Origin of the sequence: Bradyrhizobium sp. 1200_D9_N1_1 (assembly GCF_052075915.1) — a bacterium.
Lineage (GTDB): Bacteria > Pseudomonadota > Alphaproteobacteria > Rhizobiales > Xanthobacteraceae > Bradyrhizobium > Bradyrhizobium diazoefficiens.
Genome location: NZ_CP197226.1, coordinates 3638378 through 3660562 on the forward strand (window position 1 = coordinate 3638378; position 22185 = coordinate 3660562).

29 protein-coding genes are annotated in these 22185 nt (G+C 63.5%); 14 read left to right on the top strand and 15 right to left on the bottom strand.

Features of this window, described 5'->3' with window-relative positions:
* Positions 1 to 4: 4 nt before the first annotated feature.
* From AB5K84_RS17335 to AB5K84_RS17360, 6 genes are all read right to left on the bottom strand, one after another.
* Entirely contained in the window at positions 5 to 1174 is a 1170-nt protein-coding gene (locus tag AB5K84_RS17335; RefSeq protein ID WP_110116556.1) for a GNAT family N-acetyltransferase, read from the bottom strand.
* A 163-nt stretch (positions 1175 to 1337) separates the two neighbouring features.
* Complete coding sequence (gene ccoG / locus AB5K84_RS17340; protein WP_110116555.1) at positions 1338 to 2777, bottom strand: cytochrome c oxidase accessory protein CcoG; 1440 nt, start codon at positions 2775 to 2777, stop codon at positions 1338 to 1340.
* 28 nt (positions 2778 to 2805) lie between these two features.
* Positions 2806 to 3195 carry a DUF302 domain-containing protein gene (locus AB5K84_RS17345; protein ID WP_011088521.1) on the bottom strand — a complete coding sequence of 130 codons (390 nt, stop codon included), beginning with the start codon at positions 3193 to 3195 and terminating at the stop codon, positions 2806 to 2808.
* 42 nt (positions 3196 to 3237) lie between these two features.
* A complete protein-coding gene (locus AB5K84_RS17350) occupies positions 3238 to 3441 on the bottom strand; it encodes a YgaP family membrane protein (RefSeq protein WP_011088520.1) in 204 nt (67 codons plus the stop codon).
* A gap of 28 nt (positions 3442 to 3469) precedes the next feature.
* Positions 3470 to 3913, bottom strand: a complete 444-nt coding sequence (gene trxC / locus AB5K84_RS17355; protein WP_011088519.1) for a thioredoxin TrxC — start codon at positions 3911 to 3913, stop codon at positions 3470 to 3472.
* Complete coding sequence (locus AB5K84_RS17360) at positions 3910 to 5196, bottom strand: NAD(P)/FAD-dependent oxidoreductase (protein ID WP_110116554.1); 1287 nt, start codon at positions 5194 to 5196, stop codon at positions 3910 to 3912. Before AB5K84_RS17360 ends, trxC begins: the two co-directional genes overlap by 4 nt.
* A 117-nt stretch (positions 5197 to 5313) precedes the next feature.
* Here AB5K84_RS17360 and AB5K84_RS17365 point away from each other — a divergent pair, with 117 nt between their 5' ends.
* The 4 genes from AB5K84_RS17365 (at position 5314) to AB5K84_RS17380 (ending at position 10320) form a co-directional block, all read left to right on the top strand.
* On the top strand, positions 5314 to 5613 hold the full coding sequence (locus AB5K84_RS17365; RefSeq protein ID WP_236842090.1) for an ArsR/SmtB family transcription factor: 300 nt from the start codon (positions 5314 to 5316) through the stop codon (positions 5611 to 5613).
* Positions 5614 to 5742: 129 nt separating this feature from the next.
* Entirely contained in the window at positions 5743 to 6732 is a 990-nt protein-coding gene (locus tag AB5K84_RS17370) for an efflux RND transporter periplasmic adaptor subunit (protein WP_038967177.1), read from the top strand.
* A complete protein-coding gene (locus AB5K84_RS17375; protein WP_097532174.1) occupies positions 6729 to 9953 on the top strand; it encodes an efflux RND transporter permease subunit in 3225 nt (1074 codons plus the stop codon). Before AB5K84_RS17370 ends, AB5K84_RS17375 begins: the two co-directional genes overlap by 4 nt.
* A 10-nt stretch (positions 9954 to 9963) precedes the next feature.
* A complete protein-coding gene (locus AB5K84_RS17380) occupies positions 9964 to 10320 on the top strand; it encodes a carboxymuconolactone decarboxylase family protein (RefSeq protein WP_011088514.1) in 357 nt (118 codons plus the stop codon).
* An 80-nt stretch (positions 10321 to 10400) separates the two neighbouring features.
* Here AB5K84_RS17380 and AB5K84_RS17385 read toward each other — a convergent pair whose 3' ends face one another.
* Positions 10401 to 10733, bottom strand: coding sequence for a hypothetical protein (locus AB5K84_RS17385; RefSeq protein WP_161534349.1), 333 nt, complete (start codon positions 10731 to 10733; stop codon positions 10401 to 10403).
* A 385-nt stretch (positions 10734 to 11118) separates the two neighbouring features.
* A complete protein-coding gene (locus AB5K84_RS17390; protein ID WP_038967179.1) occupies positions 11119 to 11523 on the bottom strand; it encodes a hypothetical protein in 405 nt (134 codons plus the stop codon).
* Between the two features lie 153 nt (positions 11524 to 11676).
* Between AB5K84_RS17390 and AB5K84_RS17395 the strand changes: the two genes are divergently transcribed.
* Entirely contained in the window at positions 11677 to 11910 is a 234-nt protein-coding gene (locus AB5K84_RS17395) for a hypothetical protein (protein WP_028173331.1), read from the top strand.
* Between the two features lie 170 nt (positions 11911 to 12080).
* Positions 12081 to 12308: a hypothetical protein gene (locus tag AB5K84_RS17400; protein ID WP_110116552.1), complete on the top strand. Its 228-nt coding sequence runs from the start codon at positions 12081 to 12083 to the stop codon at positions 12306 to 12308.
* Positions 12309 to 12366: 58 nt separating this feature from the next.
* Here AB5K84_RS17400 and AB5K84_RS17405 read toward each other — a convergent pair whose 3' ends face one another.
* Entirely contained in the window at positions 12367 to 12609 is a 243-nt protein-coding gene (locus AB5K84_RS17405) for a PilZ domain-containing protein (RefSeq protein ID WP_162603633.1), read from the bottom strand.
* A 184-nt stretch (positions 12610 to 12793) separates the two neighbouring features.
* Here AB5K84_RS17405 and AB5K84_RS17410 point away from each other — a divergent pair, with 184 nt between their 5' ends.
* The gene (locus AB5K84_RS17410; RefSeq protein ID WP_028173333.1) at positions 12794 to 13087 is read left to right on the top strand and encodes an HdeA family protein; all 294 of its coding nucleotides are present in this window, start codon (positions 12794 to 12796) and stop codon (positions 13085 to 13087) included.
* Between the two features lie 120 nt (positions 13088 to 13207).
* Here the strand turns inward: AB5K84_RS17410 and AB5K84_RS17415 are convergent, their stop codons facing one another.
* Positions 13208 to 13672 (bottom strand): PaaI family thioesterase, encoded by a 465-nt coding sequence (locus AB5K84_RS17415; protein ID WP_028173334.1) that lies wholly within the window; start codon positions 13670 to 13672, stop codon positions 13208 to 13210.
* A 355-nt stretch (positions 13673 to 14027) separates the two neighbouring features.
* Between AB5K84_RS17415 and AB5K84_RS17420 the strand changes: the two genes are divergently transcribed.
* Together AB5K84_RS17420 and AB5K84_RS17425 are read left to right on the top strand one after the other, a co-directional pair.
* Positions 14028 to 14327: a hypothetical protein gene (locus AB5K84_RS17420; protein ID WP_028173335.1), complete on the top strand. Its 300-nt coding sequence runs from the start codon at positions 14028 to 14030 to the stop codon at positions 14325 to 14327.
* Positions 14328 to 14428: 101 nt separating this feature from the next.
* The gene (locus AB5K84_RS17425; protein ID WP_038967182.1) at positions 14429 to 14683 is read left to right on the top strand and encodes a hypothetical protein; all 255 of its coding nucleotides are present in this window, start codon (positions 14429 to 14431) and stop codon (positions 14681 to 14683) included.
* A gap of 9 nt (positions 14684 to 14692) precedes the next feature.
* On the opposite strand, the gene AB5K84_RS17430 is transcribed toward AB5K84_RS17425, so the two are convergent.
* Entirely contained in the window at positions 14693 to 14926 is a 234-nt protein-coding gene (locus tag AB5K84_RS17430; RefSeq protein WP_011088507.1) for a DUF6894 family protein, read from the bottom strand.
* Between the two features lie 142 nt (positions 14927 to 15068).
* The gene (locus AB5K84_RS17435) at positions 15069 to 15257 is read right to left on the bottom strand and encodes a hypothetical protein (protein ID WP_060908170.1); all 189 of its coding nucleotides are present in this window, start codon (positions 15255 to 15257) and stop codon (positions 15069 to 15071) included.
* Between the two features lie 520 nt (positions 15258 to 15777).
* Here AB5K84_RS17435 and AB5K84_RS17440 point away from each other — a divergent pair.
* Together AB5K84_RS17440 and AB5K84_RS17445 are read left to right on the top strand one after the other, a co-directional pair.
* Positions 15778 to 16029: a hypothetical protein gene (locus AB5K84_RS17440; RefSeq protein WP_162185873.1), complete on the top strand. Its 252-nt coding sequence runs from the start codon at positions 15778 to 15780 to the stop codon at positions 16027 to 16029.
* Positions 16030 to 16130: 101 nt separating this feature from the next.
* Entirely contained in the window at positions 16131 to 16370 is a 240-nt protein-coding gene (locus AB5K84_RS17445) for a DUF2798 domain-containing protein (protein ID WP_028173338.1), read from the top strand.
* 774 nt (positions 16371 to 17144) lie between these two features.
* Here AB5K84_RS17445 and AB5K84_RS17450 read toward each other — a convergent pair.
* From AB5K84_RS17450 to AB5K84_RS17460, 3 genes are all read right to left on the bottom strand, one after another.
* Positions 17145 to 17312 (bottom strand): hypothetical protein, encoded by a 168-nt coding sequence (locus tag AB5K84_RS17450; RefSeq protein WP_171463785.1) that lies wholly within the window; start codon positions 17310 to 17312, stop codon positions 17145 to 17147.
* Between the two features lie 214 nt (positions 17313 to 17526).
* Positions 17527 to 17769, bottom strand: coding sequence for a DUF6894 family protein (locus tag AB5K84_RS17455; RefSeq protein WP_060908167.1), 243 nt, complete (start codon positions 17767 to 17769; stop codon positions 17527 to 17529).
* A gap of 118 nt (positions 17770 to 17887) precedes the next feature.
* Positions 17888 to 18085, bottom strand: coding sequence for a hypothetical protein (locus AB5K84_RS17460; protein WP_074076772.1), 198 nt, complete (start codon positions 18083 to 18085; stop codon positions 17888 to 17890).
* Between the two features lie 952 nt (positions 18086 to 19037).
* On the opposite strand from AB5K84_RS17460, the gene AB5K84_RS17465 reads away from it, so the two are divergent.
* From AB5K84_RS17465 to AB5K84_RS17475, 3 genes are all read left to right on the top strand, one after another.
* Complete coding sequence (locus AB5K84_RS17465) at positions 19038 to 19247, top strand: hypothetical protein (RefSeq protein WP_011088501.1); 210 nt, start codon at positions 19038 to 19040, stop codon at positions 19245 to 19247.
* A 620-nt stretch (positions 19248 to 19867) separates the two neighbouring features.
* Complete coding sequence (recA, locus tag AB5K84_RS17470) at positions 19868 to 20956, top strand: recombinase RecA (RefSeq protein ID WP_011088499.1); 1089 nt, start codon at positions 19868 to 19870, stop codon at positions 20954 to 20956.
* A 104-nt stretch (positions 20957 to 21060) separates the two neighbouring features.
* A complete protein-coding gene (locus AB5K84_RS17475) occupies positions 21061 to 22056 on the top strand; it encodes a hypothetical protein (RefSeq protein ID WP_171463784.1) in 996 nt (331 codons plus the stop codon).
* Positions 22057 to 22185 lie beyond the last annotated feature (129 nt).

A 22185-nucleotide genomic window follows, 5' to 3' on the forward strand; every position in this document is an offset into this window, starting at 1 on the left:
TCGCTTATTTGCGGAGGCGGCGGACCACGCGTCGCGCGGCCTCGTGCGCGGCGTTGAGACCGACCAGTGCTGCGTGAACGAGCGGCACGACCGGATCGTTCCGCCGCAGCGGAATCAGCACGTCACCGATCGCAAAGCGCCCGCGCCAGATCGGGTTGATCATGGGGTGGTCGGCGCTCGCGGTGGAATCCGCGGTGGCGATGGCGGGGTTGGCGCAGAAATGACGGGTGAGGTCGAGCGTGAGCTGCACGCCCGGCGAATATCTTGCAAAGCGTTCGTCGATGCCGAGCTTGAAGAAGAAGGCGCGGTCCTGATGGCGCAGCACGATGCCGGCGGCGACCGGAATCGTGCCGGCGCGCAGCATGACGATCTCGCACTGCGCAGTCTCTGCCAGCGCCGGCACCGCGCGGCGGATGAAGGTCGCATCGCCCGCATGCTGGATCAGCGCGGTGCCGCGCTTGCCCTTCCAGCCGCTGGCTTCGAGCTGCAAGAATGTTTCGAGTGCGGGCCCGATCTCGTCAGGCCGGCGCGCGACCTCGAACACGACGGGGCCGTGCTCTTCGAGACGATGGCGCTGGCGACGCAGCTCCTTGAGCTTCCTGGCGCCGAGCGCTTCGCGCAGCAGCGTCTCGCCGTCCTGCGTCGCATCGAGGCTGGCGCGGATGTAGGAGCTGAGAACACGCGGCTTCAGGCCGTCGCGATTGAGAGCCTGTTTGAGCGACGCCATGGCCGCGCCGTCGAGCGCGACGTCGTTCAGCACGAGCGCATGCGCGCCGGTCTCTCGCGCCTGCTGCAGCAGACGCGTCGCCGCCTCGATCGGCGCGTCGCGGTCGATCAGCGGGCTGCACAGCGTGCCATAGGGATGCGCGCTCACCAACGCGGGCAGGGGAATCTTCCATGCCCGCCACAGCGAGATCACCGGCATCAGCCCGATCAGTCGCGTCGAAGATCCGTCGAATGCGGGCAGTGCCGAGGCCCCCGTGCGGCCGCGCGCGGTCGCGCTGACGGCGAGTTCCCAGGCGGGCAGGTAATATCCGTTCGGCTCGACCGCCCGCTGCGCGAGCGCGCGCCATTGGCCGGCTTCAATTGCATCAAGCGGGACGAGCGCGCGCGTCGTCGTGGCATGCTTTGCCGATGCCGGATTGATCGCTGCCTGGTGCGCGATGTCGACCACGTCCCGTCGTCCCCGTTCACGCGGGCTGAGCCCGGGTTACGCGGTCGTCCTTAGCGCAAAGATTGGAAAATCCCGTTGGGATACCGCTTCAATTCGAGCGGTAGTGTTAACGTCTCGTTCAGCATCCGGCGGCAGCCGCCGGATGCGCCATGGCATGTGGGAGCTACTGCTCGCCCGGCACGAAATGATCGCGGGCGCTTGCGCGTCCGCCACCGGCGGTGTCGGTGATGGCGATGCCGACGTCGCGGGAGGTCTTCGGCAGGTCGCCGGGGCCGACCTGCACCGACAGCCTGACCTCGCGGGTCTGATCCTGCCCGACCTCGATGACGGGCTTGCCGTCGGAGCCGGCTTCGATGCCGGCGACGCGAACGGTGGCGCCGGGCAGGCCGGAGACCTCGAGCGCAAACGATCGCTGCGCGCCCTTGTTGAGGATACGGACGGTGTAGTCGTTGCGCACCCCGCCATCCGAGAGCTGGACGAAGAGGGGATTGCGCTCATGCAGCACGTTGACGTCCATCGTCGTACGCGTCGCGAGGGCATAGAGCATGATGCCGCCGACGATGGCGATGGCCGCGGCATAGGTCAGCGTGCGCGGACGGATGATGCGGTAGAGCGGCGCCTTGCCCTCGCGCCGGCGCTGCATGTTGATGTCGGTATCGTAGCCGATCAGGCCGGCGGGCCGGCCGATCTCGCGCATCACGTTGTCGCAGGCGTCGATGCACAGGCCGCACTGGATGCAGCCGAGTTGGATTCCGTTGCGGATGTCGACGCCGGTCGGGCAGACATTTATGCACTGATGGCAATCGACGCAGTCACCGGCGCGATCGCCATGCGCGCGGGCCGCGTCCGCCTTCTTCACCGACATGCGCGGCTCGCCGCGGTCGCGGCGATAGGTGACGTTGAGCGCCCATTCGTCGGTCAGCGCCGCCTGGATGCGCGGCCACGGACACATGTAGATGCACATCTGCTCGCGGGCGTGACCGGCAAAGACATAGGTCGTGGCGGTGAGGATGCCGATCCAGAGATAGGCGATGAACGGGGCCTGGAAGGTAGCGAGCTCCTTCACCAGCGTCGGCGCGTCGGAAAAATACAGCACCCAGGCGCCGCCGGTCCACCAGGCGATCATGATCCAGAGAAAGTGCTTCAGCACGACCTTCCGGATGTGATCGAACGTCCAGTAGCGCTTGTCGCCCTGCATGCGCTCGCGCCGGTCGCCCTCGACCCAGCGCTCGACCGCGTAGAACAGGTCGGTCCACACCGTCTGCGGGCACATGTAGCCGCACCACAGCCGGCCGGCGACCGCGTTCATCAAAAACAGCGTCATCGCCGCGATGATCAAGAGCCCGGTGAAATAGTAGACCTCCTGCGGCCACAGCTCGATGAAGAAGAAGTAGAAGCGCCGATGCGGAAGGTCGATCAGCACCGCCTGGTCCGGCAGGCCGGGTCCGCGATTCCAGCGCACGAAGGGCAGGAGATAGTAGGTCCCGAGCGTGACGCAGAGGATCGCCCATTTGATGCGGCGGAAAGGGCCCTGGACGGATTGCGGATAGACCTTCTTCCGCTTCTCGTAGAGAGGTCCCTCGATGAAGGTGTCGTCGCTCATGGTCGGCCTCTGCAATCTGCGAATGGTTTCACGCAATCTCGGCGACGACTTGCTTCAGCAACTCGCGAACCTGTCCGGCGACGGCGCCGAGCTTCGGATTCTCGATCGCCGCCATCGAGGCGACGGGATCCACTGCCGAAATCTCGACCTTGCCGCCCTCCCGCTGCTGAACTACGACGTTGCAGGGAAGCATCGTACCGATCTTGTCCTCGAGGGTCAGCGCCTCATAGGCGAGCTTGGGATTGCATGCTCCGAGGATGAGGTAGGGTCGAAACTCGGCCCCGAGTTTCTTGTTCAGGGTATCCTTGACGTCGATTTGGGTGAGCACGCCGAAGCCATGGTGCTTCAGCGCTGCGGTCGTGGCCGCAACCGCTGCGTCGAACGGCAGGTCGACCGTTTTCGAGAAGTGATAGGTCATGGACTGTCTCCGTGGAATTGGGCTGTCTTCGCCGCGTCGCGCTCAGGAGAACGCGCAGCCGCTGCTCAGGCCGAGCTTCTTGAACACGATCGCAGCGGGGCAGAAGCCCGTGAACGAGGCCTGCAGCATGTTCAGCCCGGCGAACGCCGTCAGCAGATACCAGTACGCATTCACGTAGGTGCCCAGTGCGAGTCCAAGCAGGACGACGAAACCTGCGAAGGCGAGAACGGCTTTGTCGACATTCATGGCATGCTCCTCTTTGACTATGTTGGCGTTACGAACGGGTCAGGCTGGCTTGGGTCCAAGCCACAATGCTGCGTGCATCCATCGCGCCGGCGTGGCGGGCGATCTCGCGTCCGCCGCGCATCAGCAGCAAGGTCGGGATGCCGGTGATGTTGAGGCGCGACGACAACGCAGGAGCGTTGTCCGAATTGAGCTTCAACAGCCGGATCTGCGGCTCCAGTTGCTGCGCGGCGCGTTCGAACATCGGCGCCATGGCGCGGCATGGCCCGCACCAGGGCGCCCAGACGTCGACCAGAACGGGAATGTCGCTGTTGACGACATGACGTCCAAAGGCTTCCTCGTCCACCTCGATGGGATGGCCGGTAAACATCGGCTGGTGGCAGGCGCCGCAGCGCGCGCCTTCCGGCGTACGCTCGGCTGGCAGGCGGTTGGTCCGCCCGCAATGCCCACAGACGATCTGGCGTGTCTCGCTCATGTGCCCGTCCGGACCTCCTTGATCTTGGCGATGTTCAGCTTGTCGAGCAGGAAGCGTTCATAGAACGGTTCGCTCTCGCCGCGTCGCATCTTGCGGAGGAAATACTTCTCGAAGGCGACCTTGGCGTAGTGCACCCACTCGCCCTTGGACGACCAGTTGACATTACGCGGCGGAATCTGCGGTTGCGCCAGGAAGGCGACGCCGGAATCGCCGAAATCGGCAAGGCAGATCGCATTCCAGGTCGGCTGGGCGCTCGGCTCCCTGCCCCGGAGCAGGGCGCCGATATTCAGCGCGGTCGCGGTCACCATGGATTCGATCATGAAGCCGGTTTTCGGCACGCCTACCGACACCGGCGTTGCACCGACCGGCGCGATTGCCACGCAGACGCCGACGGCAAAGACATTTGGGAAGGCGGGGTTGCGCTGGTGCTTGTCGACTATTACGAAGCCGCGCGGGTTGGTCAGCTTGTCGATGCCGCGAACCGCCTCGACGCCGCGGAACGCGGGCAGCATCATGGAATATGCAAAGGGCAGCTCGTGTGTCTTGTACACCGCGCCGCCCTCGCCGAGCTCTTCGACGACCATCTTGCCCGCCTCGACGCCCTTGACGCGTGCGTTGGTAATCCACTTGACGTGCTTCTCGCGCATCTCGCCTTCGAGAAGGCCCTTGGTGTCGCCGACGCCGTCCAGGCCGAGGTGGCCGACATAGGGCTCCGAGGTGACGAACGTCATGGGGACTTGATCGCGTAGCTTGCGCCGGCGCAACTCGGTTTCCAGGATGAACAGGAATTCGTACGCCGGGCCGAAGCAGGAGGCCCCTTGGACCGCGCCGATCACGACCGGGCCGGGACGGGCTGCGAGCTTTTCGAATGCGTCCTTGGCGTGCGAGGCGTGATCGACGTGGCAGATTGATTGCGTGTGGCCTTGCGGGCCCAGGCCGGGAATCTCGTCGAAGGCAAGCTCGGGCCCCGTCGCGACGACCAGATAGTCGTAGTTGATCGACGTGCCATCGCCGAGTTCGACGCGGTTCTCGGTCGGGTGCAGGCGCTTGGCGCCCTGCGTCAGCAGCCGCACGCCCTTGCGCTTCATGATGTCAACGAGATCGATCTCGATCTCATCGCGCTTTCGCCAGCCGACCGCGACCCAGGGGTTCGATGGGACGAAGTGATAGATAGCGCCCTGCGAGATCACGCTCAGACGATCGTCCTTTCCGAGCTGGGGCAGCAATTCATAGGCCATCAGCGTCCCGCTAAGACCGGCTCCAATTACGACAACTTCCGCCATGGGTTACCTCCGCTGGATAAACGGCTCCGCCAGTTGGGCCTGGCTGTTCTGCCGCGACGCTTGACAAGATATTCATAAATTCGTATATACGCAAGTATGAAAATAGATAGCGAAACCATGGAGCGGGCGGCCGACCAGGCGAGCGACCTGTTGAAGGCGCTTTCCAACCGCCACCGGCTTCTCATCATCTGCCAGCTCATCGAGGGTGAGCGCTCGGTCGGCGAACTCGCCGAGTTCCTGAACCTGCGAGACTCCACGGTCTCTCAGCATCTTGCGCTCCTCCGCAAGGATGGCCTTGTGTCATCACGTCGCGACGCGCAGACGATTTTCTATTCGATCGCGAGCGAGCCGGCCCGCGAGATCCTGAAGACGCTCTATCAGGTGTTTTGTGCACCCAAGTCCGCAAGGTCGAAGTGAAATCTACGAGCGCTCAAGTTGCGGCGCGTTGAGCAAGATCAACGCGCGACCCCGATAAAGCTGAACGAAATCACACACAAGGACACCGCGCCGCGGTGTAATGGTTCCATGATCGCCCGGACACGCCCCATGCGACTCCTAGGATTGTTGGCGGTTCTTGCGGCCACCGCCCTGCAGACCGGTCTCGCCGCTGCGGAAGCGTTCACCGTGACACAGCACCCCGTCGCAGACGAAAAGGCCGTGTTTGCAACGGTGGAGAGTGTCAGCGTGGTGCCCGCGCGCGGACGTATCGGCGGAATTGTGGTCCAGCTCAATGTCAGGGAAGGGGATCCTGTTACTGCCGGCCAGGCGATCGCGATCATTGGTGACGAGAAGCTGGCCCTTCAGATGAAGGCCCTCGATGCGCAGATCGAGGCGCTCCAGGCTCAAGCCAATCAGGCGCAGATCGATTTCTCGCGGATCGAAGGCCTTGTCGAACGCGGCACCCTCCCGCGCGTCAAGCTTGACGAGGCGAGGACCGCGCTGAACGTCGCCGAGAACGGGCTGCGCGCGAAGACCGCCGAGCGCGCCGTGATCGCGCAGCAGCTCAGCGAGGGTCAGGTGCTGGCGCCTTCCGGTGGCCGGGTGTTGAGAAAGCTCGTGACTGTCGGCTCTGTGGTGATGTCCGGCGACGCGATCGTCACCGTCGCGCAGCAGCACTTCAAGTTGCGGTTGCGGGTGCCGGAGCGGCACGCGCGTCTGCTCAAGGCCGGCGACAGGATTCGGGTCGACGGCGCCGAGCTTGGTGAGGATGCGTCCAAATGGGGCGTCATCGATCTCGTCTATCCGCAGATCGAGGAAGGTCGTGTCATTGCAGACGCCAGCGTCCAGGGTCTCGGCGAATACTTCGTCGGGGATCGGCTGCGGGTGTGGATCTCCGGCGGCCTGCGGCAGGCATTCGTCATTCCGGCAGGCTACGTGACGACCCGGTTCGGGATCGACTACGTGCGGCTTCAGAAGGCGGGCGGGGTTGTCGACGTGCCGGTGCAGCGCGGTCGCGAGCTGCCGACGCCCGCGCTTCCCGATGGGCTTGAGATCCTGTCCGGCATCCGTGCCGGCGACCAATTGGTGCGGCCGTGAATCTCGGACTCTCGGGCCGGCTTACCAAGGCGACGATCGCCTCGCCGTTGACACCGTTGTTCCTGCTCGCGGCGCTCGTGGTCGGCCTCATCGCCGTAGTGGTGATCCCGCGTGAGGAAGAGCCGCAGATCAGCGTGCCAATGGTCGATATCCGCGTCAATGCCGATGGCTTGCGCGGTCCCGACGCAGTTGAACTCGTCACGAAGCCGCTGGAAGCGATCGTCAAGGGCATCGACGGCGTCGAGCATGTCTACAGCCAGACCGAGGACGACCGCGTGATGGTCACCGCGCGGTTCCTGGTCGGAACGAAGTCGGAGGATGCGATCCTCCGCGTCCATGAGAAGATCCGCGCCAATATCGATCGCATCCCAGTCGGCATCCCCGAACCGCTGATCGTCGGTCGTGGCATCAATGATGTCGCGGTGACGGTATTGACACTGGCGCCGAAGCCAGAGGCGGCCGGGCGCTGGACGGACAAGGACCTGTTCGAGCTCGCCGACAAGCTGCGCTCGGAGCTCATAAAGATCGACAGCATCGGACTGACCTACATCTCTGGCGGCGCGGCGCAGCAGATCAGGGTCGAGCCAGATCCGGAAAAATTGTCGCTGTTCGGCGTCACCCTGCAGCAGCTCGTGGCCAAGGTGAAGGACGCCAATCGCTCGTTCCTGGCTGGCCAGGTCCGCGATGCCGGCGTCGTGCGCAATGTCGCGGCCGGCCAGACGCTCGCGGGCATTCCCGACATTGGATTGCTCTTGATCTCGACGCGCGACGGTCGGCCGGTCTATGTCAAGGACGTCGCTTCCGTCATCATCGGACCAAATACGGCCGAGCATCGGGTCTGGAACGACGCGCGCGACGAGAAGGGGCAGTGGACGCGTGTACCCGCGGTCAGCCTGGCGCTCGCCAAGCGCGCCGGCGCCAATGCAGTCGTGGTCTCGGCCGACATCGGCCGGCGCCTCGAGGGATTGAAGGGGCGCCTCATTCCCGACGACGTTCAGGTAACGGTGACGCGCGACTATGGCGAGACTGCCAACGAGAAGGCCAACGAACTCCTATTCCACCTTGGGCTCGCCACGGTCTCGATCGTGGTGCTGATTGCGATCGCGATCGGATGGCGCGAGGCGGTTGTGACCTTCGTCGTCATTCCGACGACCATCCTGCTCACGATGTTCGCGGCCAACCTGATGGGTTACACCATCAACCGGGTCAGTCTGTTCGCGCTGATCTTCTCGATCGGCATCCTGGTCGATGACGCCATCGTCGTGGTTGAGAATATCGCGAGGCATTGGGGCATGCGCGACGGCCGGCCGAGATTGCAGGCGACGATCGAGGCGGTGGCGGAGGTCGGTAACCCGACTATCGTTGCCACGCTCACGGTGGTCGCTGCGCTGTTGCCCATGCTGTTCGTCTCTGGATTGATGGGCCCTTACATGGCGCCGATCCCGGCGAATGCCTCGGCGGCGATGCTGTTCTCCTTCTTTGTCGCGATGGTCGTAGCACCCTGGCTCATGCTCAAGCTGGCGCCGAGAACTGAGGCTGCAGGGATCGAGGCCGGCCACCAGGAAGGGCGGCTGGGGCGGCTCTATCGGCGCTTTGCCACTCCCATCGTTCGGAGTAAGCGCGCCGCCTGGATCTTCCTGCTCGGCGTCGGCATAGCGACTCTGCTGTCAATGATGCTGTTCGCGACCAAGTCGGTCACGGTGAAGCTGCTGCCGTTCGACAACAAGTCGGAAATCGCCGTTGTGGTCGACCTTCCGGAAGGGGCGAGCCTGGAGGCGACCGAGCGCACGCTGTTCGGCGCGGCGGAGATCGCGCGGCAATTGCCGGAGGCCACCTCGCTACAATCCTATGCCGGCACGCCGGCGCCGTTCAATTTCAACGGCCTGGTGCGGCACTATTATCTGCGCGAAAAGCCAGAGATGGGCGAGCTGCAGGTTAACCTGGCCGCCCGCGGCGAGCGCAATCGGGCAAGCCATGATATCGCTCTGGAGCTGCGGCAAAGGCTGAAGGCGCTTGACATCCCGAAGGGCACCAGCATCAAGGTGGTCGAAGTGCCGCCCGGGCCGCCGGTGCTGGCGACGCTGTTGGCCGAAATCTACGGTCCCGACGCCGCGACGCGCCGCGCTGTGACGGCCGAGCTGAAGAAGGTCTTTGCCGAGGTCCCCTTCATCGTCGATGTGGACGATTCCATCGGCGAGAAGCGGCCGCGGCTGCGGCTGTCGATCGACCAGGACCGGCTCGAGTTTTTCGGCGTCGAGCAGCGCGATGTCTATGACACGATCCAGGCATTGTTCGGCGGCATCTCGATCGGCTACTCGCATCGTGGCGAGGATCGCAACCCGATCGAGATCGCGGTGCATCTCGGCAAGCGCCACTTGGTCTGGGACGAGGCACTGGCCTCGACACCGGTGCCGGCCAACACGCTGCCCGGCAGCAAGACGGTCGTCGAGCTGGGCCAGGTCGTGAAGGCGACCATGGAGGAGGGCTCGCCGACGATCTTCCGCCGCGACGGGCGCTTCGCCGACATGGTGATGGCTGAGCTTGCCGGGCGTTTTGAAGCGCCACTCTACGGCATGCTGGCTGTTGCGGATCGCGTGGATGCGCATGATTGGGGCAATCTGCCGAAGCCTGCGATCAGCCTGCACGGTCAGCCGACCGATGAATCCCGTCCCACTTTGCTGTGGGACGGCGAATGGGAGATCACATGGGTGACGTTCCGCGATATGGGTGCCGCCTTCGGTGCAGCCATTCTCGGCATTTACGTGCTGGTCGTCGCTCAGTTCAAGAGCTTCCGCCTGCCGCTCGTGATCCTGACGCCGATCCCGCTGACGCTGATCGGCATCCTGGTGGGACATTGGCTGCTGGGCGCGCCGTTCACGGCCACCTCGATGATCGGCTTCATCGCGCTTGCCGGCATCATCGTGCGCAACTCGATTCTGCTTGTCGATTTCATCCGGCACAGTGGCGGGGAAGGCAAGTCGCTTCGTGAGGTCGTGCTTGAAGCCGGCGCCGTTCGTTTCAAGCCGATCTTGCTGACCGCACTTGCCGCCATGATCGGCGCCGCGACCATCCTGCTCGATCCGATCTTCCAGGGATTGGCGATCTCGCTTCTCTTCGGGCTCGCGTCCTCGACGCTGCTCACCGTGCTCGTCATCCCTGCGATCTACGTCGCCCTGCGCACGCCGCACAAGGCGGCTTCCACGACAACTAAATCCAGCTAGCGAGGATTTGATGGACAAGAACTACGTTGATATCACCCGGAATATCTCCGCCAATCTGCGCAAGCTGCGGAGTGACATTCCCGACACCATGAAGGGATTTGCCGCGCTGGCCCAGGCCGCGACGCGTGACGGCGCGCTGGACAAGAAGACCAAAGAGCTGATGGCGCTGGCGCTCGGCGTCGCCGCGCATTGCGACGGCTGCATCGGCTTTCACACCGAGGCCCTCGTCAAGCTCGGTGCAACGCGCGAGGAGATCGAGGAGACGCTCGGCATGGCGGTCTATATGGGCGGCGGGCCGTCGCTGATGTACGCCGCCGATGCGATCGCAGCCTACGAGCAATTTCAGCAGCAATCGGTTGCCGCCTGACGCCTGTGACCGGATGCAATCATATGTGATGGGACCGGGCGAGTTGCCTCGTCCGGTCCCATCCGTCTTGGTTCTAATGATTACCAGCGGTCGCCGCCGACACCGACGCCCACGCTGACACCGGGCGCGCGAATGCCGACGCCGCCTCGCGGGCCGTCGTCCCAGTCGCGATAGGTGCGGCGCTCATAATAGCGCTCGCGCGGCATGGTGTTGTAGGAGTCGCGCACGATCACGCGCGCCCCGCCGCGGGTACGATAGCAATTGCCGGCGTCATCGCAGACGAGCCGGACTTCCTGAATGAGATCGGGGTTGACGTATTCGCTGGTCGTGTAGATGTCGGCAGCCTTCGCGCCGCTCGCCGCAGCGAGGGCCGCGACGCCCGCCAGCAGTGCAATCGAAAATGTCCGCATCATATCCTCCTCCGAAACTGCCCACTGCGGTAACAAGAATGGGAGGCGGCGATCGTTCCGGCCCAAATGCAGGATTTTCCCGGAACTGGATTTGGCACGTCGGCAATGTTCCCGGGGGCGAAACCCATCAATCCGGCGAATCATCATGATTGCTTGGAGCCGTTTGCCGATTTCCTTTCTGGGGGAGGCTGAAGCGCTACTGGATGCCGACGGCCGCCATGATCGTCCAAGCCGGCCTTAACGGCGCACGTCCAAATGACATTCACCCTCAACTGCCGGTATCGCGATTGCTCTTCATGATGCAGCTTGAGCGAGCGGAAACGCCGATCGGGTCTCGGATGCCCTCAGGATATTCCACCTTACACAGAGCTGACGGCGCCGCTTGTTCCTAGATCGGCTCGTAGGTCTCGGTCCCGCAGATGTCGTCGGCTTCTGCGCGCCGGCGATCGACGACCTTTCCGCCGCTGATGGTCACGATGTAGGTCTGGGCACCGAGCGCGGAGCCGGTTGCGGAGGTGAGCTGCGCGCGGACGCAGGCCGTCCAGCCGGGTCCTCGCACCTCACGATGCGGCGGGGCGACGTGCACCTCGCGCGGATAGGACGTGTTGACGAAGACGACATCGATCTGCTCGCGCACCACGCGCTTGACGTCGGGGGGCGGCTCGGGCGGTGGCTGCTCGGTTTCCTTCATGCGCATGAACTCGGGCACCGGCGCGCGGCTGTCGGCAAAGCCGCAGGCACCGAGCGCGAGCGCGCCGGCCAGCAGCGCCGCATGAGCAATGATCCGCAACATCCGTGAAGGTCCCCCTGCGGGCCAACAGATAGGCACGAATGCGATCTGGCAAAATCCCGGCCGATCAAGATTTGCTGAAGGCCTGGAACCCCCGGCATTTGCTATTACGGGATTGCGGGCTAGTTTGTATCCCAGACGAGGGGGATTGCACCAATGAGGATTTTGGTCATAGCGGCGGCGGTGCTGGCGCTGACGGTTGCCTCGGCGCAGGCGCAGATGGGTGGCGGCAGACGCCAGCCGAACGAAGGCGCCCAGAAGACGGACAACAAGCCCAAGGTCGACGAGAAGGCCTACAAGGCCGCGCTTGAGCGCATTCCGGAGCCCAAGGAGAAGTACGATCCGTGGAGCGGAGCCCGTCCGCCTGAACCTGCCAAGAAGCCCAAATGAGCGCGATGGGCACTGGCGACACGCCTGTGCCGTTTGACCGCTCGCATCGCGCTGTTCTTGCCGTCGTCGCGGCCGGGCAACGCGTGAGAAGCGTCGGGGTGGCGATGGGGCGACAAGCGCCCGAACGATAGCGGGCACGCCTCGATACTGGCGACAGTCGGCGCGACGCCGTGATCCGGCCGACCAGGCAGGGTCTTGTCGTCGTGCTCGACCGCGACACCGGCGAGCCGATCTGGCCGGTCGAGAGCGAGATGGTCGCAGTCGATCTGACGGCCGGCAGGATTCTCCGGCGCTCGGCGCCGCCGATGATCTCGAACGTCCCAGTGCAAGAGTTTGCGGCATCGCCGGCGATCGCACGCGCGATGGCGGGCCTGCGCCTTGCGCCGCTGCCATCGTAGCAGGCACTCATAACCGCATTGTGGATGCGATACGAACAGTCGTTCACAATCGTGCGCGCTATTGCACGAAAGCGAGACCGACGCGCCTGTCGCTGCGCCATACGGGGCGGCAAGTCCGCACGAAATTCTCGCGCGCGATCGAGAGTGTGAACGATTGCGGCAATGTGACGGGGGTCTCGAGGTCGATCGCCACGCCGCCCGCGGACATGTTTCGCACGGTGCACGCGATGCCGTTGTTTTCAAAGGTGATCGTTCCACCCTTGAAAACACGGTAACGTTGGGCTGCACGCTTCTCGGTCATCTGCGTTAATCCACAATGATGATTGTGAAGTAGTGCATAGAAATTACGTTGAACTAAACTCAATACTGGCGCTATTTGCACAGCGCTTCAGACTTCGTTTACGACGTTGAAGCGGTCAGTCACGTCCCGACGACTTTCCTCACAAGCCTTTCCTTTGTGGCCTTACGCGCCGATGGAGATTCCGATGAAGACCATGCTTTCGATCCTGTTCGCCGCAGCGCTCTCGCTGTCGTCGATGCCCGCCCACGCCGTCAAGTGGGACCTCTCGACCATGACCTGCAAGCAATTCCTCGAGAGCGGCGAAGACAACATCGCGGTCGTGCTGACCTGGATGGACGGCTGGTACAAGGGCGACGAGGACAACGCGATCATCGACACCGAGGTGTTCATCGAGAACGCCAAGAAGTTCGGTGCCTATTGCGGAAAGAATCCGACCGTCAGCGTCGTCACCGCAGCGGACGAGATCCTCGGCAAGTAACTCTTGAAGCGGACTGAAGTGCGGACGCAATCGCGCTTCGGCCTCTCGCTTCGATGCGAACGTGATGGAGAGCCGCGATGCGCCTTGCGTTCACGCGGCTCTCTTCATTTTTCGTGGGGCTCATCCCGGCAACATCGCGAACGCGCTCGACACCATCGCCACCGGCTTGTTGTCGGCGGCCGAGAGCAGCGTGACGCGGCCAAAGCTCATGGTGCGCCCGAGCCGCACCACGCGGGCGTCTGCGAGCACGTCCGACGAGGTGGCGGCGCGCATGAAATGCGTGGTCTGGTCGACCGTCGTCATCGGACGGTAGCCGCGATTGGCGGCGAGGATTGCGATCACCATCGCGGTGTCGGCGAGGGCCATCAGCGCCTGGCCACAGACCACGCCGCCGTTCCGGCACAGCCGCTCCGAAAACGCCATCCGGAGCAGCGCGCCTGGCTGCCAGTCCGTCACATCCGCGGGCTGCGCGTGCTCGATGCGCTCGACCGACAGGTTGAGATCCTGGACCCAGGGTGCAAAGACCTCGCCGAGGATGCGTCTGGCCTCGGTGATGCCGAACTCGGCTTCTGGCTGCGATGGCATTGCTGTCGTGTCCTCCATTGTTGCCGGATGTTTCGGCCATTCTGCGCGGATCGGCGCGGCAAAGTCACCCGGTCTGATGCCGTTCCGGTCGGCTTGAAAATGCCCGACTTCGCCCGATATGATGCCTTGGTTGGGTAAGGGTGGGTTATGTTGCGTCGGTATGTCCTCGTCTTTTGTCTGATTGCGCTTGGTCTGGCGCTGAACGGGTGCACCAGGTGCGGCCCGATCTGGGACGACTGGCTGCACGCGCCGAAATCGTGCCGATCGTAGCGGTTCCTGCGGCCCCTCAGCGGCCGCGCAAGGATGACAAGGCACGGGCGATCCGCGCTTCCATGAATGGTCTAAGGAGTCAAAGATGAAGCTTTTCCGTATGGCGGCGGTGCTGCTGGCCGTGCTGGCGGGACCGGCCTACGCGCAAATGCCCAATCTCAATTTGCTGCAGGAGGGCCCGGGCAAGACCCCGGAGGAGAAGGCCGCGGAAGCCGAGCGTGACAAGGCCTACAAGGAAACGCTGAAGAAGATTCCGGACGCCAAGGCGTCCAACGACCCCTGGGGCGGCATGCGCTCCGATCCGCCGAAGCAGGCTGCGCCGAAGGCGTCCGCCGCAACCACCGGCGCGCCGAAGAAGACCAAGACCGGCACGGCCGCCAACTGAAGCTGGCGGCCGGAGGCGGCATGCGCCTTTCGGCCGGGACTCCTCATCGTCCGGCCCGCTCCCTACATTATTGGCAGGTGTTGCGTAGAGGAGGACAGGTCATGGCCGATCGTCCGCGAGATCTCGCCGAGCGGATGGCGCGCCGGCGCAGGATCGGCGGCAAGCCGGGCGAGCGCACCGGCGACGGCTATCTGCGCGAGACTTTCACGCTGCCGCGCGCGGCGGCGCGGGCGAGGGCGCAGGCTTTCTTCGCCCGCTACCCCAAGGCCGGCTATATGAGCGCGGTCGAGACCTGGCGCGAGCTGCCCGGCGGCGACATCGAATTCACCATGCGGCGGCTGCCCAGCGCCGATTGAGGTCCGCGTCTAGTCGAGCGTCTCGGCGACGATGCGGATGCGGAACACCGGCTCCTTGGCCTCGTCCAGGAGCTCCATGTGCCATTCGGAGTTTTCCTGGAGCTTGCGGGCGATGCCAGCGGCCATGTCGGCGCAGGCGCTGGTCATCTCCTTCCAGGCCAAATCGCGATCGGCAAATTCCGACGCCTGGTCCGCACAGCCGGAATAGCGGCCGTTTCGGATTCGAAAGAAATAGAGCGGCATGGCTGGCCCGATCGCGTGACGGCCCCGCCCCCAAGGCCGTGGCGCGCAGTGCAATCCCAAACCACAGGCAGATCAATTCCGGGCGGCTACGGGATGCGCCGGGGCGCCGCCGATCTGGTGCGTCCGGTTCAGGCCGTGTTGTTCAGGCTGTCTTGCGCCCGATGGCCTTCAGTTCCCGATCGATGCGCAGCTGCACCCGCCGGATCGCCAGCTGGTCGATCTTGGTCTCGGTCTTGCCGGTCTTGACCTGCTCGCCGATTCGGAACTGCCATTGCCAGATTCCAGGAATGGCCGTCTTGGCGACGGTGAACTCGATGCCCCTGTGATTCATGGTTACCTCCCCACGATTCACCTTCGATCACTCTAACATGGTGAGCGTGATTATATTCCCGGGACAAGCAAAATCCGCTGTTAAGCCTTGGACAGTTCACGGAAATTTCGAAAGCGCGCGCGCTCCGAAGCAAACGAAATCGCATTCCGAAAGATGCCAGCCCGCCAAGCGGTGCAAGTCCATCGCCCGCTGCGCTGATGCAGCTGTGCGCGGCTCAGGAACTCTGTTCATGGTCGGAGAACCACGGGGCCATTCGATGGTCATCGGTTAACGATCGGTTGCTCCAGGACTCAGCGCCGGGAATCTTCGCGTCGATGGCCGCAGGCGACATGTCAGGTTGAACGCGGGAGTGGCGAGACATCCTGCGCTCCATCGCAGATGTGAGGAACCGCAACTGTGCGGGCGCGGCTATTCGAAGCGAGCATGTGCGCTTGAAGCATTTCCACTTTTGCGTGCCGGGCACCTATGCTGTGCTGACATCGAAGCACGGCACGAGCACGCCGTCAGCGAAGAGGACCGCGTGAACTGGCTGAGGCGTCTTGCGTTACGTTGGGGTGTACGGAAGTTCTCGCTGGTCTGTCCGCATTGCCGGCATCCGGCGTCGTCCCCGACATTCAGGCGCGGCCGCTTCATGCTCGGTGACGAGACGCTCGTCTGCGAAGAGTGCGGCGAGGCCAGCCTCGTCACCTTCTGGCGCTTCGAAGGATTGTCGTGCTGCTCCGATCGCACCGAGCCGATGCGGGGCGCGCCGCTGTCCAACGCGCGGCACTGACTGACGATCCCGATCGAACGGGAAGAGTCCAGGCCCGCCGCGATGCGGGCCCCCGCATGTGCCTTGCTTGGCCTCGTGACGGCAAGCAACATGGGCGCGTCATGCTCGGCATTCCCCGCCGCTATAGTCATTTCGTCTTCGGTGTCCTCCAGTCCGGACTGACCTCGCTGATCGCGGCGGGGATCGCCAGCCTGCCCGCTGACGGCGCGATGCTGTTCGCCCGGCACTGGATGGTGTCATGGCTGATTGCATGGGCCGCGATGCTGCCCGTGGTGCTGCTGGCGGCGCCCGCGATCCGCGCCTTCTCGCTGCGGCTGACGCGGGAGGAGAGGGGTTCGTGAACCGGCCGGCATGAAAAAAACCCGCCCGGGGAGAGCCAGGCGGGTCAGAGGTTATTGGAGGCTGAGGTGCTGGGCTGCAACACCATAAGCCGGACGACCCTAGCGGGCTGAGCTTACGACAGCCTGACAAGTCCGCGAATCGAATCCTGGCCGGCGCCCACCCATGCCCGCAAACAGAAAACCCCGCTCGGTGGTGAGCGGGGTCGTCGGTTGGGTATGGAGGCCCGGTGTTGGTCCACCGGGCGGGACGACATTAGGCGATCAGGCTTACGGGTGCCTGACGGCCGCATCGAGGCCCGCGCGGGAGAGAGCCGCAGACTGGCCCCGCACCGGTCCCAATTTGGTCACCCGATCGCAACACTCGAGCCACAGCCGCAAGCGAGATTCCGCAAGGTCCGGTGCTGCCATGGGGGAAACGTGGCACGCCGGCAACGGGGTGGCATCATGGATAACGTAGAGCGGTCGTTCGCCGCCGCGACGGCGATTGGCTTCGTCGTGCTGGTGATCGGCATCGGGCTGCTGGCGCTGATGTAGGTCCGGCCGGCATGCGCGGGTGGGGAGATGGCAGCGGGGCCAGGCCGGCATGCGCCGGCGGCTGGCACTGTCTTTCAAGAAATTGGAAAACAACCCCATGCACAGTAGCTGGGCCGGGGATTTTGCTGTTCGATCAATGATTTGGCGGTAGTATTTAGGTACCTGTAGCATGCGATCGTCCCTGAGGCGGGCGCTGCCTGTCACTTCGCCGGCGCGCCTGGTCGGCTCCAAAGCCGGTCGCTAATGAACCTTGATCACGTCCAGGGGCAAATGGAGCTCGGCGGCACGCTCCTGGCGGTCCTTCTTGCGGAACTCGTTTTCCTTCCGCTCGAACTTGACCATCTCCTCATGCGCCGCCTCCAGCAGGCGATTGCGCCTGGTTGCATCCTGGTGCGTGTTTTCCGTCATGACCGAGATCCCCACTGTTGCGGTCCAATCCAGAGAAGCCGCAGACCGCGAAAAGGTTCGATGCCGCAAGATTGCGGAAGCATGACGGCGCCCTGCTCATGCGTCTTTGATGCACGTCAGCTTCAGTCGAAGAAGGGCGCTGCGAGATCGGAATCAGAGGCGTTGATGCGCAAGTTCTGAGAGCCTCACCGAGAGGCCTCCAACCGAAGCGGTCTCATTGCCGCCTGCTGATATCGAAGACGAACCTGACCTGCATCACAGGGCCATGGGTGTCCCTGACTTCAATCGACATCCTGTGACTTTGCGCGCCTTTGAAGTTTTGCACGGAGTCCCACGAGAGGCCGGCGAGCGCGCGGGCGGCTTCTTCCTGCACCGCGAGCAGGTCTCGCAATTCGAGTCCTTCTTCGTCGGGAACAATCTCGTCCCCGTCGCGCAGGTCGAAGTAATAGATGGCCATCGCAGGCGCTCTCCAGAATGCAGGCGGGAGCGCGCATCTCTCTCAGTCACCGGCGCCTACGGCAGAGCCCCGGCCGGTGATGGGGGACAATGAGTTGGCTGCCAGTTGGTTGCAGCCTTCAATCCGGCGGTTGCAGTCCGGGCGATCTCAGCCACTCGCTGATGTGAGCGCCGATCTCGGCTTGCCGGGCTTTGCGGATTGTACGCTCACGCTCGATGCCTGGTGGAAGCGATCTGGCTTCCGCATGAAGTCGTTGCGCTTGTTCGGCAAGGCGCTCTTCAAGGGACGTGGTGTGCTTGACATGGCGTCGCTGCATGGCGCTGCTCCTTTCCGGAGGAGACGGGAGCGCTGGTGGCGTTCTCATCACCGATCAAAGCCAGGGGGCGCGCGGTGACGGCACAGTCTGACATGTCCGGTACCGGACACATGGTCAATCTTGACCACCTCGGGAAAAGTCAACGAAAGCAAATCAGCCTCCGCGATCTTCAAACCGGCCGCTGAGACCGGCCACTGCCACGGCCTTAATTCGAGGCGAGAGGCTTGGACGGTTCCTTGCCGCTCCTGCCAGCACCAAAATCCGGGTGCTGTCCAATTGGGACACCCGCAATACCGAATTGGGACACCCGAGGGATGCCCCTTTTGAGCAGTCACGACTTCCCGCTAACGGGCATAGGCTGAATTGGCCCACCGGACGGATCCAGCCCCAGTCCGGAGAGCAGGCGGCCCCACCGCGCATCCAGCGAGGCGGGGCCGCTGCATGTTGGGCACTCGCTTGCAAATCCTGACTAAGCCGATTGCCCCATCGCCCGGGGATGGCGCCCTGGTGCATGTTGATGCGCCTGGGCCGGCGGTAGCCTTGGCTGGCCCAGTACCTTGGCCCCAGCTCCCCGTTCCCCTTGAGTTGGGGCCTTTTGCTGTCCGCAAATAAAAACGCCGCCCGCTCAAATATGGCGCGGGCGGCGGCTTTCCAGCCCCAGGGGGGATGATGCAAAACCCCGGTAATCCTTCGTCTGCACACGCCATGCCAAGGTTCATTGTGCCGGAGAAGGACACCCGCGGAGGGGGAATCAGGACCCAATTCGGTTTAATGCCGATCGAACTCCAGAAGGACCCCAACGTCATTCAGCCTGGGACACTGGGGATCAGCGAAGGAGCCGCCGACAAACAGGGCTACTGGCCGCCAACTGAGGCGGCCTTTATTTATTTATTTCCAGGGATCTGAGCAAAACCGAACATGCAGGATCGCCGAAGCGGTTCATGCTGAGGTTATGACCGCAAAAGCGAAAAAGCTCACCCATGAAGAGTTCGCCTCTTTGCTCGCGGTCGGTCATGCGGCTGCAAATAGCGCTGCGCCTGCGATCCCTGCCAAACATCGCGCCCGATTGATCGCGCTAGGCTACATGGTCTTTCTTCAGGGCAGGCTGCGAATGACCACGCCGGGACGAATCCGGATCTATGCCGGGCAACTCGATACCTGAGGCGTGCTTTGCGCCTACGCTGGCTTTGGCGGTTGAAGCCCCGGCGATGTGAGCCACTCGCTCATGTGCGAGCCGATCTCGGCTTGGCGGGCTTTGCGCAGGAGGTCCTCTCGTTGAGGACCATGGGGGAGGGCTTTGGCCCGTTCGCGGAGACGTTTCGCTTCTTCGGAAAGTCGCTCCTCAAGAGGGACGGTTTGCGTGAAACGACGGCGCTGCCTCATGACACAACCTCGTCTTGGTCTTTACGGGTCCTAACCGCAGGGTTTGAGTTCTTGCGAGCTTAATATGCAGTCAGCCTGCCTTCTGTTCCAAAGTGAACGTTTCAGGGTGTTCTTCTGGTGGTCAGGGTGTTCTTCTGGCGGAACGCCCCGGCCCTTATACGCTACACCCATAACGAGTTAATCCAATACGCGCATGAACAGGTTGTGTCCGATCAAGAACAAATTAGGACATTTCCGAATTCAGCTTAGGACACTGGGGGTTAAATACGGACAGTACCGAAATCCGCAAAAGAACATATTGCGAACTAGGAACAAATGGGGTACATTGCTTTTATCGCCGGCCCGCCTCGCCAATCGTTTGTCCCCCTAGCGAATCCTCGCCATAAGGAGCACGACCCAATGTCCGCAACTGCCCTGCGTATCGTCGAAGGATCTTCCATGGACAAGAGTAAAGCTCTGGCCGCCGCGCTCTCCCAGATCGAGCGCCAGTTCGGCAAGGGCTCGGTGATGAAGCTCGGCAAGAACGATCGGTCGATGGACGTCGAGGCGGTGTCCTCCGGTTCCCTCGGGCTCGACATTGCGCTCGGCATCGGCGGCCTGCCGAAGGGGCGCGTCGTGGAAATCTACGGGCCGGAATCCTCGGGCAAGACCACGCTGGCGCTGCACACGGTGGCGGAAGCGCAGAAGAAGGGCGGCATCTGTGCCTTCATCGACGCCGAGCACGCGCTCGACCCGGTCTATGCGCGCAAGCTGGGCGTCAACATCGACGAGCTGCTGATTTCGCAGCCGGACACCGGCGAGCAGGCGCTGGAAATCTGCGACACGCTGGTGCGCTCGGGTGCGGTGGACGTTCTGGTGGTCGATTCGGTCGCGGCGCTGGTGCCGAAGGCCGAGCTCGAGGGCGAGATGGGCGATGCGCTGCCGGGACTTCAAGCGCGGTTGATGAGCCAGGCGCTGCGCAAGCTGACGGCCTCCATCAACAAGTCCCACACCATGGTGATCTTCATCAACCAGATCCGCATGAAGATCGGTGTGATGTATGGCTCACCGGAGACCACCACCGGCGGCAACGCGCTGAAGTTCTACGCCTCCGTCCGCCTCGACATCCGCCGCATCGGCGCGATCAAGGAGCGCGACGAAGTGGTCGGCAACACCACGCGCGTCAAGGTGGTGAAGAACAAGCTGGCGCCGCCCTTCAAGCAGGTCGAGTTCGACATCATGTACGGCGAGGGCGTTTCCAAGATGGGCGAGATCCTCGATCTCGGCGTCAAGGCCGGCATCGTCGAAAAGTCCGGCGCCTGGTTCTCCTATGACAGCCAGCGCCTCGGCCAGGGCCGCGAGAACTCGAAAGCGTTCCTGAAGGCCAACCCCGACATCACCGCCAAGATCGAGACCGCGATCCGCCAGAACTCCGGCCTGATCGCCGAGCAGATTCTGGCCGGCACCCCTGAGCGCGACGCCGACGGCGAGGAGCCGGCGGACGAGTAAGTCTTAACGCGGAGAGTTTTTCGCGAGGAGCGGGCACTGAGGACGTTGAGTTGCCGACGTCTTCGGGGCCCGTTTCGTTTTGCGTGGGGGCGGGCGCATCGACGATGAAGCGTATGATCCTGACCAGTTCGTCCGGCGTCGGTCTCACCTACGCGGACCGCGCCGACATGGTTGTTCCGCTCATCTTTCGGTTCGTGTCGGGGCCGCTGCCGACGTCGCATCACCTCCAGACCTATCTCACGGGAGGCTCTTTCAGAGGCGATCCGGAGGTGCGTTGGTCCGATCTTGTTGCCCGGTCTCCCGACACTGGTCTCGCGCACAAGGAGCTCCCGCTGGTTTGGTTCTGCGAGACCTATGGCGTCGAGCTCATCGAGCTGTGGTTTGATCCCAGCCCGAACAATCAATTGCAGTTGGTCTGGATCCTCGATTATCTCCGCGCCGAACCCTACATGGCCGAGCGCCTGAAATTGCGACTGGTCGATTTCGATTTGCTCGGAGCAGACGTCGCGGGGCTTCGCGAGCGTACCGTGCGGGCGCTCGATGTGACGGAGCGCGACTTCGAGGTCGCCCGCATGGCTTGGGAGGCCTACCGGGCGCCAACGCCGGAGTTCTGTTCCGGATTGCTCGGCAGGGATTTCCCCAGGCTACCCTTCCTGAAGCCGGCGATGGAAGAATTGCTGGCAGAACTGCCGTCACCAATCACCGGACTGGGTGCGACGGAAGCGCGGCTTCTCGAATTGATTGCGAGGGGACACAACCGTACCAAGGAGCTGTTTCAGCCGGGCGGGCTGCTCGAAACGCGCGTGTTCGACCAGTGGGAGCTCGGCCCTTTGCTCGAAGGGCTCGCGTCCGGTCCGATGCCGGCGGTCGCGGGTCTCGATTCGAAACTCGCAACCCTCGCCCCGCACGATGCGCGAGGTCGCAACGCCGCCTATCGGCGGAGCCGGCCGCTGCTGACGGAGTTCGGCAAGGCGGTGCTTGCAGGCCGGGAAGATTTCCGCAGCCACAATCCGATCCGGCGCTGGTGGGGCGGCACGCTTCTGACCAACGAACGGCTCTGGCGCTGGGACGCGCAAAGTCGTTCGCTGGTGGCGCCTTGAGCTAGGTTGTAGGATGGGTAGAGGGCAGAGCCGTAGGGTGGGCAAAGGCGCGCGAGAGCCGTGCCCACCATATCTCAACGTGCACAAATGTGGTGGGCACGCTCTGCTTTGCCCACCCTACGAAACTTC

Bases quoted from the DNA above. Each gene is read 5' to 3' on its own strand.
- ccoG (WP_110116555.1), bottom strand. From the start codon at position 2,777: ATGAGCGACGACACCTTCATCGAGGGACCTCTCTACGAGAAGCGGAAG.
- AB5K84_RS17460 (WP_074076772.1), bottom strand. From the start codon at position 18,085: ATGCAGCGACGCCATGTCAAGCACACCACGTCCCTTGAAGAGCGCCTT.
- AB5K84_RS17475 (WP_171463784.1), top strand. From the start codon at position 21,061: ATGAAGCGTATGATCCTGACCAGTTCGTCCGGCGTCGGTCTCACCTAC.
- AB5K84_RS17385 (WP_161534349.1), bottom strand. From the start codon at position 10,733: ATGATGCGGACATTTTCGATTGCACTGCTGGCGGGCGTCGCGGCCCTC.
- AB5K84_RS17455 (WP_060908167.1), bottom strand. From the start codon at position 17,769: ATGGCCATCTATTACTTCGACCTGCGCGACGGGGACGAGATTGTTCCC.
- AB5K84_RS17445 (WP_028173338.1), top strand. From the start codon at position 16,131: ATGCTCGGCATTCCCCGCCGCTATAGTCATTTCGTCTTCGGTGTCCTC.
- AB5K84_RS17350 (WP_011088520.1), bottom strand. From the start codon at position 3,441: ATGAATGTCGACAAAGCCGTTCTCGCCTTCGCAGGTTTCGTCGTCCTG.
- AB5K84_RS17430 (WP_011088507.1), bottom strand. From the start codon at position 14,926: ATGCCGCTCTATTTCTTTCGAATCCGAAACGGCCGCTATTCCGGCTGT.
- AB5K84_RS17420 (WP_028173335.1), top strand. From the start codon at position 14,028: ATGAAGCTTTTCCGTATGGCGGCGGTGCTGCTGGCCGTGCTGGCGGGA.
- AB5K84_RS17450 (WP_171463785.1), bottom strand. From the start codon at position 17,312: ATGACGGAAAACACGCACCAGGATGCAACCAGGCGCAATCGCCTGCTG.
- AB5K84_RS17370 (WP_038967177.1), top strand. From the start codon at position 5,743: ATGCGACTCCTAGGATTGTTGGCGGTTCTTGCGGCCACCGCCCTGCAG.
- AB5K84_RS17425 (WP_038967182.1), top strand. From the start codon at position 14,429: ATGGCCGATCGTCCGCGAGATCTCGCCGAGCGGATGGCGCGCCGGCGC.
- AB5K84_RS17380 (WP_011088514.1), top strand. From the start codon at position 9,964: ATGGACAAGAACTACGTTGATATCACCCGGAATATCTCCGCCAATCTG.
- AB5K84_RS17360 (WP_110116554.1), bottom strand. From the start codon at position 5,196: ATGGCGGAAGTTGTCGTAATTGGAGCCGGTCTTAGCGGGACGCTGATG.
- AB5K84_RS17465 (WP_011088501.1), top strand. From the start codon at position 19,038: ATGACCGCAAAAGCGAAAAAGCTCACCCATGAAGAGTTCGCCTCTTTG.
- recA (WP_011088499.1), top strand. From the start codon at position 19,868: ATGTCCGCAACTGCCCTGCGTATCGTCGAAGGATCTTCCATGGACAAG.
- AB5K84_RS17345 (WP_011088521.1), bottom strand. From the start codon at position 3,195: ATGACCTATCACTTCTCGAAAACGGTCGACCTGCCGTTCGACGCAGCG.
- AB5K84_RS17410 (WP_028173333.1), top strand. From the start codon at position 12,794: ATGAAGACCATGCTTTCGATCCTGTTCGCCGCAGCGCTCTCGCTGTCG.
- AB5K84_RS17405 (WP_162603633.1), bottom strand. From the start codon at position 12,609: ATGACCGAGAAGCGTGCAGCCCAACGTTACCGTGTTTTCAAGGGTGGA.
- AB5K84_RS17415 (WP_028173334.1), bottom strand. From the start codon at position 13,672: ATGCCATCGCAGCCAGAAGCCGAGTTCGGCATCACCGAGGCCAGACGC.
- AB5K84_RS17365 (WP_236842090.1), top strand. From the start codon at position 5,314: ATGGAGCGGGCGGCCGACCAGGCGAGCGACCTGTTGAAGGCGCTTTCC.
- AB5K84_RS17435 (WP_060908170.1), bottom strand. From the start codon at position 15,257: ATGAATCACAGGGGCATCGAGTTCACCGTCGCCAAGACGGCCATTCCT.
- AB5K84_RS17390 (WP_038967179.1), bottom strand. From the start codon at position 11,523: ATGTTGCGGATCATTGCTCATGCGGCGCTGCTGGCCGGCGCGCTCGCG.
- AB5K84_RS17395 (WP_028173331.1), top strand. From the start codon at position 11,677: ATGAGGATTTTGGTCATAGCGGCGGCGGTGCTGGCGCTGACGGTTGCC.
- trxC (WP_011088519.1), bottom strand. From the start codon at position 3,913: ATGAGCGAGACACGCCAGATCGTCTGTGGGCATTGCGGGCGGACCAAC.